The 20435-nt window shown below is 48.4% G+C and carries 14 protein-coding genes; 11 read left to right on the top strand and 3 right to left on the bottom strand.

Annotated elements, in window-relative coordinates; genetic code table 11:
• The first annotated feature begins 7 nt into the window (after window positions 1-7).
• From PV783_RS25585 to PV783_RS25535, 11 genes are all read left to right on the top strand, one after another.
• On the top strand, window positions 8-724 hold the full coding sequence (locus tag PV783_RS25585) for a DUF92 domain-containing protein (protein ID WP_420990111.1): 717 nt from the start codon (window positions 8-10) through the stop codon (window positions 722-724).
• Between the two features lie 498 nt (window positions 725-1222).
• Window positions 1223-2230, top strand: coding sequence for a type IX secretion system membrane protein PorP/SprF (locus tag PV783_RS25580; protein WP_420990110.1), 1008 nt, complete (start codon window positions 1223-1225; stop codon window positions 2228-2230).
• Between the two features lie 27 nt (window positions 2231-2257).
• On the top strand, window positions 2258-3850 hold the full coding sequence (locus PV783_RS25575; RefSeq protein WP_420990109.1) for a hypothetical protein: 1593 nt from the start codon (window positions 2258-2260) through the stop codon (window positions 3848-3850).
• Window positions 3851-3933: 83 nt separating this feature from the next.
• Window positions 3934-4539 carry an RNA polymerase sigma factor gene (locus tag PV783_RS25570; protein WP_420990108.1) on the top strand — a complete coding sequence of 202 codons (606 nt, stop codon included), beginning with the start codon at window positions 3934-3936 and terminating at the stop codon, window positions 4537-4539.
• A gap of 83 nt (window positions 4540-4622) precedes the next feature.
• On the top strand, window positions 4623-5783 hold the full coding sequence (locus tag PV783_RS25565) for a FecR family protein (RefSeq protein WP_420990107.1): 1161 nt from the start codon (window positions 4623-4625) through the stop codon (window positions 5781-5783).
• Window positions 5784-5968: 185 nt separating this feature from the next.
• Window positions 5969-9427 carry a SusC/RagA family TonB-linked outer membrane protein gene (locus PV783_RS25560; protein ID WP_420990106.1) on the top strand — a complete coding sequence of 1153 codons (3459 nt, stop codon included), beginning with the start codon at window positions 5969-5971 and terminating at the stop codon, window positions 9425-9427.
• Between the two features lie 18 nt (window positions 9428-9445).
• A complete protein-coding gene (locus tag PV783_RS25555; protein WP_420990105.1) occupies window positions 9446-11074 on the top strand; it encodes a SusD/RagB family nutrient-binding outer membrane lipoprotein in 1629 nt (542 codons plus the stop codon).
• A gap of 28 nt (window positions 11075-11102) precedes the next feature.
• Complete coding sequence (locus tag PV783_RS25550) at window positions 11103-13913, top strand: M16 family metallopeptidase (protein WP_420990104.1); 2811 nt, start codon at window positions 11103-11105, stop codon at window positions 13911-13913.
• Between the two features lie 6 nt (window positions 13914-13919).
• Window positions 13920-16433 carry an outer membrane beta-barrel protein gene (locus tag PV783_RS25545; RefSeq protein ID WP_420990103.1) on the top strand — a complete coding sequence of 838 codons (2514 nt, stop codon included), beginning with the start codon at window positions 13920-13922 and terminating at the stop codon, window positions 16431-16433.
• A 43-nt stretch (window positions 16434-16476) separates the two neighbouring features.
• Window positions 16477-17055, top strand: coding sequence for a Crp/Fnr family transcriptional regulator (locus PV783_RS25540; RefSeq protein ID WP_420990102.1), 579 nt, complete (start codon window positions 16477-16479; stop codon window positions 17053-17055).
• Window positions 17056-17120: 65 nt separating this feature from the next.
• Window positions 17121-18197: an NADH:flavin oxidoreductase gene (locus PV783_RS25535; RefSeq protein WP_420990101.1), complete on the top strand. Its 1077-nt coding sequence runs from the start codon at window positions 17121-17123 to the stop codon at window positions 18195-18197.
• Window positions 18198-18220: 23 nt separating this feature from the next.
• Here PV783_RS25535 and PV783_RS25530 read toward each other — a convergent pair whose 3' ends face one another.
• The 3 genes from PV783_RS25530 to PV783_RS25520 all read right to left on the bottom strand — a co-directional run bounded on the left by PV783_RS25530 (window position 18221) and on the right by PV783_RS25520 (window position 20278).
• Window positions 18221-18490: a hypothetical protein gene (locus tag PV783_RS25530; protein WP_079470098.1), complete on the bottom strand. Its 270-nt coding sequence runs from the start codon at window positions 18488-18490 to the stop codon at window positions 18221-18223.
• A gap of 79 nt (window positions 18491-18569) precedes the next feature.
• Window positions 18570-19469 (bottom strand): LysR family transcriptional regulator, encoded by a 900-nt coding sequence (locus PV783_RS25525; RefSeq protein WP_079470097.1) that lies wholly within the window; start codon window positions 19467-19469, stop codon window positions 18570-18572.
• An 11-nt stretch (window positions 19470-19480) separates the two neighbouring features.
• Window positions 19481-20278 carry a hypothetical protein gene (locus tag PV783_RS25520; protein WP_420990100.1) on the bottom strand — a complete coding sequence of 266 codons (798 nt, stop codon included), beginning with the start codon at window positions 20276-20278 and terminating at the stop codon, window positions 19481-19483.
• Window positions 20279-20435 lie beyond the last annotated feature (157 nt).

The raw sequence follows: 20435 nt of genomic DNA, 5'->3' as shown, positions 1-20435 counted from the left end.
GCTTGTTATGCAACTATCTTCTTTCTTCGAACTGATTATTATACTGGTGGCAATTATTGCCATTGCGGTACTGTGTGTAAAAAAACGTAAGCTCACTCCGGGCGGTGGCGTAATGGCAGCGGCAGTAGCCCTGCTGGTAGCCGCCGGAACCGGCTACGGCGGACTGTTATTGCTCGGCGCATTTTTTATCATGGGCATAACCGCCACTTCGCATAAGAAGCACCTGAAAATTTTTCCGGGAGAAAACCATCCCGAACAGCGCACGGCCGGTCAGGTATTTGCCAATGGCGGAGTGGCCGCTATCATGGCGTTACTGGCGCTCATAAGCCCCGACATCGACGATATGTACCAGATGATGCTGGCCGCCAGCCTGGCTGCGGCTACTGCCGATACGCTGTCGTCCGAACTGGGCATGGTATACGGCCGCAACTTTTATAATATCCTCACCTTTAAAAAGGAGGCCAGGGGCCTGGATGGGGTAGTCAGCCTGGAAGGCACCCTGCTGGGCGCTGCGGGCGCCGGCATCCTCGCTTTACTTTACGGTATCTGTTTTGGTATGGACGAAACCGTATGGTTTGTGGCCATTGCCGGTATTGCCGGTAACCTGGCAGACTCCCTGCTGGGCGCCACACTGGAACGCAAACACATCATCGGTAATGATACGGTGAATTTCGGCAATACCTTGTTTGGCGCTATTACAGCGATGCTGTTGTACCTGCTGTAACCCCATGTAGATAGGATTCCTATGTTGTCACATATGTTATTCTGCTGCAAATGATAAAATTTAGTAAACCTTTTACCATTTTTATTGTTGATAAAGGCTGGGAGATACCCTTCTGGTTGCTATTGATGTATGTAGATAAGGAAAGGTATCCTTCACGACCGTCTTCAAAAACTGATTTGTAGCTCATATTCTATGGGAAAAAACGTGCCCGTCGCACGTGCAACCCCCTTTTGTCTGTCCGGTTATAACATTGACATATCCTTTATGCGGCACTGTATCCTGCTACCACCACGCAATGTGAATAAGATCATGGAGTTTATTGTACCCCGGACGGAAATGGTAAAACGATTGTTTCGTGATAACACCTCAATCAAAGTATTTACTTCTACATACTGAAATGATGTACAGCACAAACTGACAGGGATTTAACGGGGAAGTCAAATTACTTCGGTAATCATTACTTATTGACATCTTAAAGGATCTCGTATGAGCATAAACATGAAATCAAAGTTAATGCTGTTGTTAGCGTTTTCCGGCCTGCTGTATAAGCCGGTATCAATACAGGCGCAGCAAAACCTACAGTTCAGCCAATATATTTTTAATATGTTGAGCGTGAACCCGGCTTACGCAGGTTACAAAGAAGAGCTGTTTGCCAATGCCATTTACAGAAAGCAATGGGTTAATTTCCCCGGTGGTCCTCAAACCGGCGGCGTATCTGTAGACGGCGCCCTGAACGCCTCCCGCGATAACCGCGTGGGATTGGGGCTGCAGGTAATGTACGATAAACTGGGTCCCCAGGACGCTACTTCCATTTATGGAATGTACTCCTACCGTATCCCACTGAATGAAGACGGCGATAAGCGTTTATGCCTGGGAGTAGGAGCAGGGGTTACGCAATATGCCATCGACGGCAACGCGCTTGTGTACAACGATGATAATGATCCTACCATTCCTATGGGCAGGGCATCTACCTGGGTACCCGATGCACGGTTCGGGATCTATTACTTCACCTCGAAATTTTACGTAGGCGCCTCTGTAATGGATCTCTTTTCCCTTTATACAGATGCCTCCCGTTATTACTGGAAAGGATACCAGTATAAAACCATCCGTAAAACACAACACCTGTATGTAAACGCCGGCATGATGTTCGACTTGTCTGAAAGCATAAAGTTCAAGCCATCTATCCTGGTAAAAGAAGACTTTAAAGGACCCACCAATGTAGACCTCACTGCTTTATTCTTTATAGCCGACCGCCTTTGGGTTGGCGGCTCTTACCGCACCGGGGTGAAGATCTGGAGTAAACCCGCGCTGGATAAAAACCTGGAACAACTGGATGCCGCCAGCGCACTGGTACAGTTTAATATCACCAATCAATTCAGGTTGGGATATGCGTACGATCTTACCGTTAGCAAAATGTCTTCTTTCCAGAGCGGATCACATGAAATATCCATCGGGTTTTTGTTCCCCGGCAAAAAAGCCAGGGTGATCAGTCCGAGATATTTCTAATGCAGGGTATTCATTTAAATACACACTATGAAAAAATATGCTGGTATAATTCTACTCATCTTATCGGTACAGTTTTTACAGGCACAGGAACAGTTGTCGCTGGACCAACAGGCTGCTGTTTACTACAACAAATACGACTACGCAAAAGCGGCTTCCCTGTATGAAAGGATTGCTGCAAAGAGAAAGGACAAAACAAAAACCCTTGTGCTGGAACGCCTGGCAGAATCCTACCGGCATATCAATGAATATGCAGCGGCCGCCGATTGGTACGCTAAATTGCTGGCCCGCCCCGATGCCCCTGCTGATGCCCGTTTATACTACGGCGATATGCTCAAAAGTCTAGGTAAATACGCCGACGCAAAAGCTGCTTATACACAATATGCACAAACCGGTAACCAGGAACGCGTAAAGAACAGGATCGCCGGCTGCGACGCTGCACAGGAATGGATACAAGCACCCACGCCTGTTGCCATCCGCAATGTGGAACGGCTTAACACCATTGGCTCCGACTGGGGCGCTACTTACTATCCCGGCGGCATCGTATTCGTGTCCGACTCACTATACCGTAACCAGCTCGAAAACGGCAGCCATTTTAACAGGAATGTATATGGCCGCACCCGCACCGATTTTCAGGGGCTTTATATAGGAGATACCGCCAACTATGGTAACGTATACATCAAAGATTTTTCCCCGGCATTCAACTGGTCGAAATACCATGTAGGCCCCGCCGTTTTTGACAAAGATTACCGCACGGCCTATGTAACCATGACAAACGCCGATCGTCGCATTCCTGCCGTAAAAGAAGATAAAGTGAAGTACGGCTATCGCCGCCTGGAATTATTCTCCGCCCAAAAAGATGCAAATGGCAAATGGGGAGAACTAACGGCATTCCCGTATAATAAACCCGATGAATATTCCCTGGGACACGCCGCCCTCAGCAATGATGGCAACACCCTTTATTTTGCAGCCAATATGCCCGGCGGACAGGGGGCTACAGATATCTGGTACAGCGAAAAACAAAGCGATGGCAAATGGAGCACACCGGTAAACTGCGGCCCGGGTATTAATACTTTGGAAGAAGAGGAGTTTCCAACCATAGCCCCCGATGGCAGCCTGTACTTTTCCAGTAAAGGATGGACCGGCATGGGTGGCTTCGACATTTTCCATACCAGCGGTAGTAAAACCCAGTGGAGTACACCGGAAAACCTTCGCTATCCCACCAATTCCGCGGGCGACGATTTTTATTTTGTAGCCGCCGCCAACGGAGATACCTACTTCGCCTCCAACCGCACCGGCGGCAAAGGAAGCGATGATATTTATTCCATTACCACACCCTCCGCCTATACGCTTACCCAATTACCACCAGGACTCGTGATCCCATTCACCGGTACCGTGTGCCCGTCATTAACAGCCGCATGTATTTACATTTATAACAAGCAACGGCAAATCGGTTGGTGCTTTATCGGGGAAGCCGGCAGGGAAATTACCCTGACACTGGAAAAAGATACCGACTATGAAATCCGCCTCCATTATCCGGGTGGCACACGCGTGGAAACTATTGAGTTCAATACACGCGGCATGAAAGACGGGGAAGTGCTGAGAAAAGATATCTGTAAATAAAAAGAAGAACGAATGACGGCTTTTTTTCTATTTTTACGATATCAATCAAAACACCGATCTCTCCGCGCCTAGATTTTTATGGAATGCACCAGTTAGAAGATGAGAAGGAATTGCTCCAGCGGATAGCCAACGCCGATCAGGAGGCATTCAGTATACTTTATGAACATTATGCCAGGCATGTGTACGGCATTGCCCTGCGCCTGATGAAATCGCCGGAGATAGCACAGGACCTTACCCAGGAAGTTTTTGTAAGAATATGGGTGAAAAGAGACCACCTGCTTACTGTACAGCAATTCAGACCCTGGCTCAACACCATTACCCGCAACATGGCGATGGATTACCTGCGGAAAAAAGTAGTGGCTCCGGAAAATGAAGAATACCTGACCAGCTTTTTTACCGATACAGCGCCTTCCGTAGAAGAACAACTGGCGCTGAAACAACTGGAAGGAGCCATTTTACAGGCGGTAGACCAACTTTCCCCTCAATTAAAAACCGCTTTTATGCTAAGTCGTTTCCAGGGATTAACCCATACGGAAATTGCACAACGCATGAATATTTCACCCATTACCTCCAGAAGTCATTTAGTACGGGCATTGGCTATTATCCGTAAATACCTGGAAGAAAACTTCCCGGAAATTGCACTGGTGGCTCTTTTGTACCTGACGCCATTATTTTCTGCTTTTTTTTAAGAAAGTATGCATTACCCCCCGGATGTATTTACGTCTATAGTAGCGAAGGGTAGTAACAACATCAACCATTATTATTTAAATGCATGCAACCTGCCGACAAGGAATTTGATGAACTGTTCCGCAAGTATACGGACGATACCATGACACCGGAAGAGTTCCGGCAATGGCGGGTGATGCTCCTGGATGAGCGCAACACCGCCAGGCTGGAAAGCTTGCTGGCGGCGCTTGCCGACACCGACCACTCGGCATTCGGACAGGATGCGCCCCTGCCGGAAATGTACGCGCATATTATACAAGCCATCCCATCAAAAGCAACAGATAAACCACCACGCCGCCTGATTTGGTGGGCGGCAGCGGCATCCCTGCTGCTACTCATTGGCACCGGTATTTTCCGCTGGCAGCAGCAAGCCGGCAAACAGCAGCTGGCAGCGAAATACGACGTGGCGCCAGGCAGCAGCAAAGCCGTATTGAAACTGGCCGACGGCTCCGTAATCACACTCGACAGCGTTGCCAAACGGCAGATACAGCTGGGCAATGCCACCGCCCAGCAGGTAAACGGCCAGTTGAATTATGCACCTTCCTCCAATGGGGAAGCCGCCGGTATCAATGTACTCACAACGCCCCGCGGTGGCCAGTTCCAGGTAGTATTACCCGACGGCACAAAAGTATGGCTGAACGCCGCCTCTTCACTTAGCTATCCTACCGCTTTTACCGGCCGGGAACGACTGGTGGAAGTGAGCGGGGAAGCCTATTTTGAAGTAGCGAAGGATGCACACAAACCCTTCCGGGTAAAGATCAGCAAACAGGAAAGCTATATTGATGTACTGGGTACTCACTTTAACATAAACGCTTACCCCGATGAAGCAGCCATCCGCTCCACTTTGCTGGAAGGGCGTATCCGCTTCAGCGCAGCGCAGGCGGTGGTATTGCAGCCAGGGCAGCAGGCTGTTTTAGCGGCAGGTACGCACACGCCGCAGGTGGTGAACGGGGTGGATACCAGCGCGGTAATGGCGTGGCGCAGCGGGCTGTTTAATTTTGAAGGACAACACCTGCGCGAGGTAATGCGGCAACTGGCCAGGTGGTACAACATCGAGGTAGTGTATGACCAGGAAGTGCCGGATGTGGTGTTTGGCGGAAAAATAGTGCGGAATGTAAGCCTGACGCAATTGCTCAAAATATTGACCGATGCCGGCATTCACTTCAGGCTGGAACCGGGAGGAAAGCTCATCATACAACCTAAATAAACCAATCATAAAAAACGAAAACCGGAAGTGCTTGGACCCACTTCCGGTTAGTAGTTCAGTCGTTTTAAATTTTCCGTAAGAGAATCTATTATCAACCAAACCAAATGCAATTTATGCAAAAAAATGCTTATTGTGGCCACCTGTCATGGTGGAGGCATCGTTACATTACCAAAATCTTGTTCGTAATGAGGCTGACCTTTTTACTGATGACCATTACTTTTCTCAGTGTGCATGCATCAACTTTTTCGCAAAGTGTCACACTTTCAGGAAAGGATCTTTCCCTGAAGAAAATTTTTACTGCTATCGAGCAGCAAACAGGCTATGTAGTTTTCTACAACAGCGAATTGCTGAAAACAGCGAAACCGGTAACGGTAGCGGCGGAAGAGATGCCATTGGCGGCTTTCCTGGAAACGGCTTTTAAAGACCAGCCGTTGAATTATACCATCACCGATAAAGTGATTACACTTGCGGTAAAGCCACCGCCACTGGAAGGCAAACTACCTTTTGTGGTAAGTGCTTTTATAGAAGTGAGAGGAACCGTGCTGAATGCGGTGAATAAAGAGCCCATTGCGTCGGCATCTGTAAAAATAAAAGGAAAGAACAGGGGCGCTATTACCGATGCACAGGGCAACTTCGCGTTGAATGCAGAACCCGGCAATGTGTTGGTCATCACTTCCCTGCAATATGAAACACAGGAAATAAAGATCATCCCTAATCAGCCTGCACTCACGGTGCTGATGAATCCCGCGGTATCCAAACTGGATGAAACCGTAGTAACGGCTTTTGGTATAGAAAAGAGTTCTAAAGAAGTGGGTTACAGCGTAGCCAAAGTGAGCGGGGCAGATATCAACCGCGCCAATTCCGGTAACCTGCTCCAGGGGCTGGCCGGTAAAGTATCCGGGTTAAATATTGCTGTACAGAGTGCCGACATGAACCCACAGATGCGGGTACTGATCCGCGGCATCCGCTCCTTTAGCACCACCAGTAATAATCAGCCGCTGTTTATCCTGAATGGTACGCCATTGTCTTTTGGATCGGATAATGGCTCCGCCGCCATGATCATGGACTTTATCAATAACATCAACCCTGCGGATATTGAAAACGTAACCGTGCTGAAAGGCGCCAACGGTACGGCTTTGTACGGACCGGAAGGGGTGAATGGCGTGATCGTTATCACCACCAAAAAAGGACAAAAAGGCAAACCCGCTATCAACTTTCGTAACAACGTAAGCTTTTCCCGTCTCGATTTCCGGAACGATAAAAGCAAACAGCGACGCTTCGGTAACGGCAGCGGACTGGTAGACGACAAAGGAAACGGTATTTACAGCAGCCTGGATAAAAACGGCTGGGGCCCCGCTTACGATGGCCGGCTGGTACCAATAGGAAGAGCCGATGAAAACGGCGACTACCAGATGGTGACCTACTCCGATAAGAAAGACGCAAGACGGTTCTTCAATGTAAGTCATACTATACAAAACAACCTGTCTATCTCGCAATCAGATGCCATCTCCGATTTCTACCTGGGGCTAAGCGCAGTGAACGCAACAGGCATGGTACCGGGCGACAAACAGGATGCTGTTAACCTCTTCTTCAGCGCAGGCCGTAAACTGGGAAAACTGAATGTACAGTTGAACCTGAACTACTCCCGCACCAATACCGATAAAGGCCCTGAGTTCACTGATATGCTGAGCACACCCACTTTTATCCCTATCCTTAGTTACAAGGATTATGAAAATGATAAGTGGTCAGACCTCAACCACTACTGGAACGACAATGATGTGATGAGCCCTTACCAGGCAGCAACAGCCCGCAGGAAAAAAGGTACGGATAATGCGGTGATAGCCGGTTTGATCCTGACAGGCAAAGTATTGCCCTGGTTAACGGTAACGGATAAACCGAGTATTGTATATGATGGCTTCTACGAAAAATCGACATCACAGCCACAGAATTTTTCTGATTTTGCAAAGCAGTTCGGCGGCTATAACCGTTTCCGCGACAGGCTCTCACAGCTGTCGGAAGAAACCCGCTCTAACACCACGCTTAACAACGACCTGCTGATTACAGCATTAAACCATGCCGGCGATTTTAATTTCCGGACTACTTTGGGTAGCTCCGTAAAGGAAAATTATTATAAGAAATTAGGTGGTAGCGGTAATCCGATTATACCGGTATTCAACCTGGCTTTTTCCCGCGATCCGACAGGCGCCGGTGAAGAATCACTGCTGACCCGTAATTATTCCTTCTTCGGTACTTCCGGTATTGGTTACAAAGACAAAGTATTTGTGGAATTGATGGCGCGGAACGACTGGGATTCCAAGCGTGCAAAAGCAGGCAGGGGCAAAGACCTGTACATAGGAGGTAATACTTCTGTGATCCTGAATGAAGTAATTTCTTCCCTGAAAAATTATACCTGGCTGTCACGCCTGCAGGTACGCGCAGCAGTAAATACCACGGCCAATATGAATATTGAGCCATATCAGTCGGAGCGGACATTGCAGATGGCGTATTCTAATAGTTTTCCTTATCCCGGCACCTCAGACGAAGGCGTCATTGCCTATGAATACCTGGGAGGTAATCCTAACCCGTTACTGAAGCCGGAGAAAATCCTCAGCCAGGAGTATGGCGCCAGTGTGAGCCTGTGGAAAAACCGGGTATCGGCCGATTTTACCTGGTATACCCAGCGCAATAACGGGGTGATCATGAAAGTGAAAATTCCGTGGTTAAGCGGTGGCAGCACCGTAGATAACCTCGGGATAATGCGCAATTATGGCTGGGAACTGGATCTGAAATTTGATCCGGTTATTAAAACAAGGAGCGGCTTTTCTGTCAGTGCCGATGTACGTATGGCCATGAACGATAATAAAGTCATTTCCATCAGTGACGCCTATGACGGACTGTTTCCTTTAAAAACACCTTATTACGGCAGCATGTATGGTATAGTGGCACGTACCGGCGAGCGCGCATTTGAATACCAGGTATATGATTTAAAAAGAGATGCCGCAGGCAGGGTGATTGTGAATAAAGAAACCGGTATGCCGGATGTGGATATGAACAACCCCATTTATGGCGGCCGTACGTTACCCAAATATTCCGGTGGAATGAACCTGAACTTTGCGTTTAAAGGATTCACGCTGGCAGTGCTGGGAGAATTCAATACCGGCGCTATGCACTATTCTGAACTGATGCAGTATGACGTACAATATGGCTTCAGCGCACTCACTTTGTACAACGACCGCAAGCCATTTATCTATCCCAATTCATCATATGATGATGGCAGCGGTAAATATGTGCCTAACACAAGCGTATATACGAAAAGCGCCAACCAGGAATTATATAGCCACTTTACCAATGCTTCTGCGAATTACCTGACGAAAGCAGATTTCTTCAAAATAAGGGAAGTAGTGATTGGCTACGAGCGCTTCTTTAAAACAAAAACCATCAAGAAACTCAATTTAAGTGTATACGGCAGAAATGTGTTCAACTTCTATGCAAAAGCAAATAAATCAGGTGATCCGCAACTGATCAAAGGCCCGGGCGACAGAGGCTATCGTACTATCCCCGACAATCTTTCGGGATCAGCTTCCGGGGTGTCTACCGTTCCGGGTGTAGCACAATATGGAGTGATCACTACTGTGAGTTTCTAACAACAAAAAATTAAACTGATGCGCAAAAGATATCATATTTTAACGGGAGCCCTCTTAACTGCTGCCATCTTCATCGCCGGGTGTAAAAAAGGCTGGATTGATATTAACTACAATCCGATGCAGCTTACAGAAAACAATGCCACACCGGATCTGATGTTGCCGGATATGTTGTTCAACAGCATGTCGGGTGTGAATAACGAAACGGAAGCACAATGGATGGGCTACTGGACATTTGCAGAGTATTCTTCCGGAGCCAACGTACTTACTTATTATCAACTGGATGATATGTTTTTCGGCACCAGTTCTCCCGATCCGGCTATCCTGCTCTGGGAGGCAAATGCAAGGGTACACGACCAGCCTTATTACATTGGTATTGCCAAAGCGATCAGGGCATTGCAATGGAGCCGCGCGGTAGATAACAGCAATAACATGCCATATAGCGAGGCCAATAATACCAGCATCCGGAAACCTAAATACGACACCGGGGAATTCATTTATGAAGACCTGGTGAAGCAGCTGGATTCGGCTATTACACTCATCCGTGAAGCACCACAGGATAAAGCGATCCGTATTTCCATCGCGGATATTATGTTTCATGGCGATAAACAAAAGTGGTTTAAGTTTATCAATACCCTCAAACTACGGTTGCTGGTACACCAGGCCAATAAACCCGGCCGGGAGGATTATATCAAAGGAGAAATTGCGAAGATCGTAGCACAGGGTTCCGGTTTTTTAAACAGTGGGGAAAATGCGGATATAAACCCCGGTTTTACAGATCAGCGGCCTTCCAAGTATTACGCGAAATACTCACAGTATGATATATATCCCCGCTATTATACTGTGGCTGGGGATAAACAAATACCTAACTGGCAGATGGCTTCCGCAAACGTAACCGCCATGAATATGTTGAAAGAAAACCATGATCCCCGTCTCGGTTTCTTTTACTCACCCGCCCGTGTGCCATTGCCTGCCAATGCAGTGGAACCATTTACACAACCTGGTCCGCAGGAATACAGGGGCAATAAATTCGGTTTGCCGGTAGATGAACAACAGTACCCTTACAACCGTACGGAATATGTGTCACAGGTAGGCGGCGTACGCACTTTCCGTACACCTGTATCGCCTTTATCGACCGGTATCATAAAAGGCTATGATATGCCCTGCTGGATCATTACCAGCATCGAAAGCATGTTCCTGCAGGCAGAAGCCATTCAGCGCGGATGGTTGCCCGGTGATCCCGAAACTGCCTATAAGAACGCCGTGAAGGAATCGTTCCGCTGGCTCAATGTAGGCGGCAACACCACGGTGCCTTCCCTGTCGGATGATGCTTTCAATACCTGGTACAATGCAGAAACAGCTGCCGCCAATCCAAAGGTGAGCTGGGCCGCCGCACCGGATAAGTACAAACTGCTGATGTTCCAGAAATACATGGCCTTTAACGGTATTGAACCTTTTGAAGCATGGGTGGACTACCGCCGCAACGGCAGGTTCCCGGAAATCCCATTGTCTTACGACCCCGCCAGGGTGGGCAATATCATGCCTATCCGGTGTCCTTACCCGGCATCAGAAATGGTACAGAATAAGGAAAACCTGCTGGCACAGGGTCCTATCGACATCTTCACCAGCAAAATCTGGTGGATGCCATAATCATCTTCTAAAAAAAATAACGGTTATCATGATAAAATTTTGTTGCAGCATTGCAGCATGGGGGATGCTATTGTCTGTCGCTACCGGCAGCATAGCCCATGCACAACAAACCGGTGAAACAGTGCCGATGGATCCGGAAGTAACGATAGGTAAACTCCCCAACGGGTTTACCTATTATATCCGGAAAAATACCACGCCGGAAAAAAGAGCGGTAATGTACCTGGTGAACAAAGCCGGGTCTATCCTGGAAACAGACGAACAGCGCGGCCTGGCGCACTTCCTGGAGCACATGGCGTTTAACGGTACCACCCATTATCCCAAAAATGAACTGGTAAATTATCTCCAGAAATCAGGCGTGCGTTTTGGCGCAGACCTTAACGCCTACACGGGGTTTGATGAAACCGTATACCAGCTGCCGGTATCCGTGGAAGATAAAACCGTTTTCCGTAATGCCATGCAGATCATGCGCGACTGGGCACAGGAACTCACCCTCAGTGATGAGGAAATAGATAATGAAAGAGGCGTGATCCTCGAAGAAAAAAGACAACGCCTGGGCTCCGCACAACGCATACAGGACAAAGTAATGCCGTTGTCAGTGAACCAGTCGCTGTACGCCTCCCGTTTGCCGATAGGCACGGAAGAAGTACTGAAAAACTTTAAGCATGAACAGATCCGCGCTTTTTATAAAGACTGGTACCGGCCCGACCTGCAGGCATTGATCGTAGTGGGCGATGTAAATGTGGCGCAGATAGAAAAATCCATCCGCGCTATGTTCGCCGATCTGCGCTCACCCGCACAGCCGAAAGAACGTAAATACACCACTATCCCGCTCACCGGCAAAAACCAGTTCCTGGCGGTAACAGATGCGGAAGTGGCCACCACCCGCCTGGAACTCACCATCAAGCAGCCGGGAGCCACCATTAAAACAAAAACGGATTTCAGCAATATCCTCATCCAATCCCTGTTTAACAGCATGGTCAGCGATCGCATGAATGAAGTGGCACGGCAAAAAAATGCCCCCTTCCTCAGTGGTGGTGCAGGGTTTGGTAAAATGATGGCCAATCTCAGCGGCCTTAGCGGCAGAGTAGTACTCAAGCCCGGTGAAACAGAAAAAGGCATCAAAGCCTGGTGGACAGAACTGCAACGGATAAAGAAATACGGCTTCACCGAAGGAGAATTGCAACGGGCAAAAACCTCCTTCCTCAGCAATATTTCCCTGAGCTACAAGGAGCGGGATAAAACCCCTTCGGAATCGTATGTAAGGGAATATGTAAAACACTTCCTGGAAGGTGAAGCAAGTCCGGGCAGCGCATATGAAACCGCCTTGTACAAAGCCATTACCGACACGCTCACGTTGAAGGGTTTTAATGCTGTTATACAATCCTACTTTAAGGACACCGACCGTGATCTTATCCTGGTGGCCAACGACAAACAGAAAGACTCCCTTCCTTCGGAAGCCACCGTGCTGCAATGGATGAACGAAGCTGCCACCGCGTCCATCGCTGCCTATGAAGATAAAAAAGTACTGCGTACCACGCTGCTCGACAGTGCCCCGCAACCGGGTACTATCATCAGTGAGAAAGTGATCAAAGACCTGGGCATCACTTCCCTGGAACTCAGCAACGGACTGAAAGTGCTGCTGAAACCAACCAGCTTTAAAAAAGATGAAATCTTATTTAATGGTTTCAGCCGCGGAGGTTTATCACAGGTAAGTGACGCTGATTTTTATAACGCCAGCATCGCAGCTTCACTCGTTAGCGCCAGCGGCGTATCAGATATGACCCAGGCGGAATTACGCAAACTACTCACCGGGAAAAATGTGTCGGTATCGCCATTCATCAGCGAAACATCAGAAGGCATCTCCGGCGGTGCTGCTGATGAAGACCTGGAAACCGCGCTGCAACTGGTATACCTGTATTTTACTAGTCCGCGTAAAGACCCGGTGATGTTCAGCAATATGATTGAACAGGCGCGGCTGTCGTACGCCAATGCCAACAAAGCGCCGCGGCAACTATACAGCGATACCCTCAACGCTGTAATGGCTAATTATCACTTCCGTAAGATGCAGCTGCCGGAGCAACAACTGAACCTGCTCGATGCAGATCAGGCACTGGCCATTTATAAAAACCGGTTTGCAGATGCCGCCGGCTTCACCTTCACTTTTGTTGGCAACTTTAGCACCGATAGTATCAAACCATTGCTGGTTAAGTACCTTGGATCATTGCCGGCTTTACATAAACAGGAAGATGTAAAGGATCTTCAGCTGAATTATCCGCAGGGCAGGGTAGTGAAAAAAGTAGTAGCCGGTAAAGAGCCGCAGGCAATTGTTACCCTCGCTTTCAGCGGTTCCTTTCCGTACGATATCACCACCAGCGACCAGATGAAAGCACTGGCAGGGGTGCTTAATATCCGTCTTACAGAACGGCTCCGCGAACAGGAAGCAGGCGTATACAGCGTTAATGTAAATGCCAATACCCGCAAAGTACCTTCCGGTGAATATATGTTTGGCATTAATTTTATCTGCGACCCGCGCAACGTGGAAACCCTGATCCTTAGCGTTAACAGTGAAATTGTGAAGTTGAAAACAACAGGCGTGGCAGAAGATGATGTGGTAAAATATAAGGCCGGCTATAAAAGCAGCGTGGAACGGGCGTTTAAAGAAAACGGATTCTGGCTGAATTATATCGCTTCCACGCTCCTGAACCAGGAACCTTTGCAACAGCCGGATATAAAGGACCGGCTGCAACAAATCACACCGGAAACTTTACAGCAAACCGCTGTGAAATATTTTAACAATGCTAACTATATCCGCGCCGTACTGGTACCGGAAAGTAACTAAACAAACGTGAAAACACTATACGCCGCCGGGATTGCATTTTTCCTTGCCGGATGTTTCGTAACCGCCCCTTGCGCAATTGCACAGGGGCGGGCTGCGGACAGCCTGCCGGTAACAGCTTCCGATACCACGCACCCCAAAATTATTGGACTCAAAGCCGTAGAGGTAACCGCTGCCAAACCGCCTTTTACACTTCGTAACGACACCCTGGAATTTGACGCTTCTGCCATAAAACTGGCTGCAAATGCCAGCGTATTGCAGCTGCTGAAAAAACTCCCCGGCGTAGTGATAGGCAGTGATGGCAGCATTACCGTGAACGGAAAATCAGTAACAAGAATAAAAGTAGATGGCAGGGAATTTTTTGGAGATAATAAAGAAGCGGCCACCAAATACCTGCCCGCGGAAATTATTGATAAGGTAGAAGTAACCGCCACCAAAGACCTCGCCTCCCAGCGCTCCCTTGCAGTGAAGGCCCCGGCGGAAGATGTAACCGTTAACCTCGTACTTAAAAAAGATAAAAACACCGGCATCGTAGGAAACATAACTGCCGGTGCGGGTAGTCGTGACCGTTACCTTGCAGATGGCATGATCAGCTCTATGCGTAATCCTACACGTATCAGCGTGATGGCGGCTGCAAAGAATGCTGCTGATCAGCCGGGCGGCATAACAGCGGTATCCACCACTGGCATGGGCGGCGGCGGAGAAGGAGGCTTGCCGGAATACAAAAACGGCAGCATCAACATCAATACAAAAGCCGGTAAAAAGCTCACGTTGGACGGTAACTACAGCTATAATAACACTAAAAACACAAAAACAGCTGCCACCGACCGGCTCAATTTGTTGCCGGATAACAGTTTCCGTAATCAAAGTACCAATAACGAAGTAACAAGGAACGGCCAGCATCAGCTATATACCAGTCTTGTTTATGAAAAAGATTCACTAACCACCTGGACATTCAGGACCAACGCGGCTATCGGGAAAAAAAGCAACACATTGCAGTCGCATTCCTTATCGGAAACCCCCACCGGCGACCTGCTGAATACGCTCTTTTCTCGGAATAACGGGGAAGCACATACGCGCAACGGCGGCAGTGAAATTAATTTCAACAAAACCAGCCGTAACCGCAAGCTGAACCTCAACACCACCTGGCGGTTTGATGCCGGCAGTAAAAAACAAACTGAATATAACAATACGGTCAATAATTTTTATACCAACAATAGCATCAGTCAGCGGGATTCTTTAAACCAGTATATCAGCTCCAGGGAAAACAGCTTTAATAATAATTTTACATTTAACCTGTCGGCAGCCATTGGGCATGGCTTTGTGCTGGCATTAGATTACACGCTGGGTACCACTTACAACAAACAACTCCGGGAAGTATTTGAAGAAGATCCCGCGTCCGGTAAATATGGTATGCGGGATAGTGCTTTATCCAGCAGTAATAAAAACTCGAGTTTTACCCATACGCCTTCTGTGCAGCTGGCCTGGAAAAGCGACCGCCTCAGCATAGCGCTGAATACCGGTATGCGGATTTTGCAACAGGAAAACCGGCTGCTGTGGCTGGACTCCGTGATTAAGATCCATCAGCAACAATTTGCGCCCAACCTGCAATTAAATTATTCTGTCAGTAAATACGGACGGTTGTTTACCAACTATTCCATTTCTTCTTCCGCCCCTTCGGCAGAGCAGTTGTCGCCCGTAGTGGATAACACCAACCCCTTATTCATGAAGGTCGGCAACCCTTTGCTGAAAGGCACTTTCACCCAAAACCTGTCGCTGATGTTTTTCGTTTATCAGCCGGTAACAGGGTTTACTTTCAATCTTAGTGGCAATGGCTCCGTTGCCCGCAATGAAATTGTGGCGGATCAGCGTTATGATTCCCTGGGACGGCAAATCAGTACCTTTCAGAATGTGAATGGTACGTGGAGAATGATGGTATATGGAAATATCAATCTCCAAAAGAAAAAGAACAACTGGACGTTCAACAATGGTATTAATGTTAACATAAACAGGAACCGGGGTGTTGGCCTGGTGGCCGGTGAAAAAAATATTTCCAACGGGTGGGCTGCCGGCGCCGGTGTTTATTTTTCCGTTGCTTATAAAGAATGGCTGACCATATCGCCTGCTGTAAATATAGATGTGAATAGCACCGTTTATTCGCTGCCTGGTATTGATAACGTTAATTACAACACGCAACGCCTTAACATGCAGTGGGAGCTGATCCCCATTAAACGGCTGGAGCTGTCCGGCGATATGGCGTATCACTATAATTCGCAGGTAACGGCGCCGGACCAACGCCGTTACTTTGTTTGTAACAGTGCGGTGGCCTATAGTTTTGGCAGGAAAGAACAGATGAAGTTGAAATGCCGGGTGAATGATCTTTTTAATAATAACACTAATATCTCCAATATCACTACGGCTACCTATACAGAAACAAAACAGGTAAATGCTTTACAGCGTTATGTAATGATCAGTTTCCAGTATTTTTTCGGGAAGATGGGACCGCAAAAGATTATTCTTTGAGACGTTCCTGCACAGGGCTATCTTTGAAGAATAACCAAGGAGCATGAAATTGCTGACAGATAGTATTCTCCAACATGTACCGCTGCGCGACGCTGATATTAAACGTATTCCCGGCTATTTTGAATCCGTGCGTACGCGCCGCCGCCAGTTCCTGTTGCGGGAGGGCGATGTTTGCCGCCACGAATTTTTTGTGCTGAAAGGTTGTTGCCGTCAGTATGAAAAAGATGCCACGGGGAAAGAAAATGTGCTGCAGTTCAGCGTGGAAGGCTGGTGGATCACGGATCTGGACAGTATGCTGTCCGGTCAGCCATCCCTGTTTAATATTGACGTGCTGGAAGGAGGGGAGGTGTTGCGTATCACCCGGCAGCAACTGGAGCAGCTGTTTAACGATATCCCGGCAGTGGAACGGTATTACCGCATTATTTCCCAGCGGGGTTACATCGCGTTGCAACGTCGTATCCTGTCGCTGCAGAAGCCTGCCATAGAGCGGTACCGTGGGTTTGTAAGCCGGTATCCTTTTCTTGAAACGCGCCTGCCCCAGCACCAGGTAGCGGCGTACCTGGGTATTACCCCTGAGTCACTAAGCCGTTTACGTCGTAAAATAGCAAAGGAGCCGTTATAGATTTCTTACCATTTGTTATTGTTTTGAAGGGGCTGCGTGCACAACTTTGCATTAAAGTTTTAGATATGACTACACACCCGGTATTGGCGCCTGTTATGCTGGCGCAGCAATCTGTAAAGAACAGGGTGGTGCTGGCGCCTATGAGTCGAGCCAGCGCTACATTGCAGGGCATTCCTACTGCAGCTATGCACACTTATTACGAACGTTTTGCCCTCGGTGGTTTTGGGATCATCATCACTGAAGGAGTATATACCGATGCGGTGGCCAGCCAGGCGTATCCGCATCAGCCGGGGCTGGTAACGCCACAACAGGTGGCCGGCTGGCAGGAGCTGGCAGTGAAAGTAAAAGCACACGGCAGCTTATTCATTGCGCAGCTGATGCATGCCGGCGCGTTATCGCAGCATTTATCGCATACGCTGGCGCCCTCTGTGGTAACGCCGCTGGGTCGTAAGCTGCGTTCCTACGGTGGCGGCGATGGCCCTTTCCCGATTCCTGCCGCCATGACGCCCGGAGACATCGCCACCGCAGTGGCAGGATACGCCGCGGCGGCTACCAACGCCGTGGCCGCCGGATTTGATGGCATAGAAGTGCATGCCGCCAATGGCTACTTGCCCGACCAGTTTTTAACGGAGTATACCAATCTGCGGGAGGATGAATACGGCGGATCTGTGGTGAACCGTTTCCGTATTATCGCGGAAATCATCACTGCTATCAGGCAGGCAGTGCCTCCGCATTTTATTATCGGGCTGCGCCTCTCGGAAGGCAAAGTGAATAACTTCACGTATCGCTGGCCGGATGGCGCTGTTACGGCAGCAGCACTACTCGAAGAAGTAAGCAAGGTATCACCGGATTATATCCATATTTCAGGGGAAGGCAGCACCTGGGAAAAACTGGGCGCCTATGCACATGGGGAAACACTTACGGGCATGGCTAAACGTATTGTTCAACGGCCGGTGATTGCCAACGGCGGCATGGAAGAACTGGCCGTGGCCGGGAGGGCATTAACGGAAGGACATGCGGATCTTATTTCGCTCGGAAAGGCGGCACTTGCCAATCCAAACTGGCCGGCACGTGTGGCCGCAGGGGAACCGTTCACACCTTTTGAGCGGGGAATGGCGGAGCCTTTTCCGCCGTTGCAGTAATATTCCGTTCGGGATGCAGGGGGTTATTCACCATTATTCAGCATCTCCATTTCGAGGAGCTTGCTGCCTCCTGCAAAATCTGCCGCAGCATCCGGACATAATACCATTCCCAGGGAATTCATCATTCTTTGGGCAACCAGGTCTATATCTTCGGTGGTGGTGGCGAGAAATGGCGCCTGGCTTTTCAGCCGCTGGATTAACGCATTCTTCTGGGTAACAGAGATATCTACCAGCTTGTTAATTCTTTCTACAGCCGCTTTGTACAGTTCGTCGTAATAAAAAAGCATGTTCATGTCAACAGGTTATTTTGTATGGTTCAAATGTAGCCCATAGCTTATAATCCTGGCTATATGAAAATATTATGACCTATAATTAATAATTATAAATGGATCTGGCCATTTTGATGAAGCGTTTGTTGAGGTCGCTGGTTTCGCCTTTTCGTTGAATGAAATAAAAACTACGTTCTATCCGCAGCCCTTCAAAGGAGAGGATGGTTAACTCGCCGTGTTGCAACTCTTTAGCGATGGAGCGGGTAGACAGGAATCCTACACAGCCGGATTCCAGCAGGAAGTTTTTCAGGGCTTCGGTGCCTCCCAGCCTGACTTTTATTTTCAGGTCGTTGAGCCGGATCTTGCTTTTCTGCAGCCCTTTTTTGAGCGCTTCCAGGGTGCCGCTGCCGCGCTCCCGGATGGCTACGGGCATCTGCAGGATTTCTTTCAGTGGGTAGTTCTTTTTGCGGGCCAGTGGGTTGTCGTGACTGCATACGGCCACTATCTGGTCTTTCAGGAAAGGCTGGTAGGTAATATTGCTCAGTTGTCCTTTTTCTTCGGTAACGCCTATATTAATTTCTTTGTCGAGCAGTGCCTGCAATACAATTTCACTGTTCCGGTTAAGCAGGGAAATATCCACCAGCGGGTATTCGCGGTGAAAGGCCGACATTACTTTGGGTAATATATAGAGTGCTGCGGTGGTGCTGGCGCCCAGGTTGAGCATGCCGGTGGCCTGCTGCTGGTCGTGGATCACGGAAATATCGAACTCGGTTTCCTGTTGTATATGGCGTACGGTAAGCAGGCGGTTATACAGCAGCTGACCGGCGTCTGTCAGTTCTATCTGCAAACCTTTTCTTTCAAATAATTTGGTTTTATATTGTTCTTCCAACCCTTTGATATGTGTGCTTACCGCCGGTTGTGAAATAAACAACGCCTGGCTGGCCTTTGAAAAGCTTTTCTGATGGGCCACTTCCATAAAGATCTGGTGACGGTTAGATAGCATGTGCGCAAATTTTATGGAGCGTATAAAATCTCTCTCCGGCGGATAAAACGGACTTTGTCTTTATAATCCGTTATCCTGTTATTCATGATTTCCACTTTTTCTATCCAGTTATGATGAAGGTCGTAGGTAAATTCATACCGGTGCACCGTTCTTTCTACAGTACCGGTGGTGGTATTCCGGTCGCATATTTTCGCGGTCAGATGTCCCTGTTCATTGTAGTGGCAAATAGTGGTTTCTACTGCATGGTTACCGGCCAAACCGTCGGCGTCCTGGAATTTGTATTCTTCCAGTAATTGCTGCCGGCTGTTATACTTACTTTTAGTGATTTCCATCAGCGCATCAAAAGAATAGTAGCGGGTAATTTCTATCCGGCAGCCATCGTCATCTGTGCTGGTATTGGTTTCCCATTGCTCGTTGTAGGGATCTTCCTCTACGGGCAGGGGGTCGTTGTTTTCCAGTTGCTCCAGCACATTACCTGCTTCATCATACCGGGTGTAGAAGGTATCTTCCCCATAGTATTCGATGCATTCTTTCAGGGTACCGTTTTCAAAATAGCTGTTTTTGTAGATAGGCCCCTTCGCTGCGGAGGTCAGCGCTTTTTCCAGCAGGTTTCCCTGGTCATCAAAAGTATAAACGAGGGTTTTATCCAATTCGTGGCCGGCGGTATAATCTTCCCATTTGAGCAATAATCCTTTCTCATCAAAAAAGGAGAGTTCGTACCCGTAATATTTGCCATCGGGGTCTGTGGTAGCATATTTCATTTGCTGTACCGGCCCGGTCAGCTCAGTATCTGCCAATGTCTGTTTCATGGTACCTAAAGTTATTGGAAACAAAATAAACTTCCACTATTTAAGTACTTATTTCTGCATGATATTTTTGGGGTGGTGTTTTCCGGGTATTTTTTTCCGGGAGAGATGGGGAATGCGGTAATCCCCGTAAAGCCAGGCAACCCTCACGGGGGCTGCC

The sequence above is a fragment of the Chitinophaga sp. CC14 genome (genome assembly GCF_048957795.1).
Lineage (GTDB): Bacteria > Bacteroidota > Bacteroidia > Chitinophagales > Chitinophagaceae > Chitinophaga > Chitinophaga ginsengisegetis.
The sequence above is the reverse complement of the archived record's forward strand: the minus strand, read 5'-3'. Positions and strand labels throughout refer to the sequence as shown.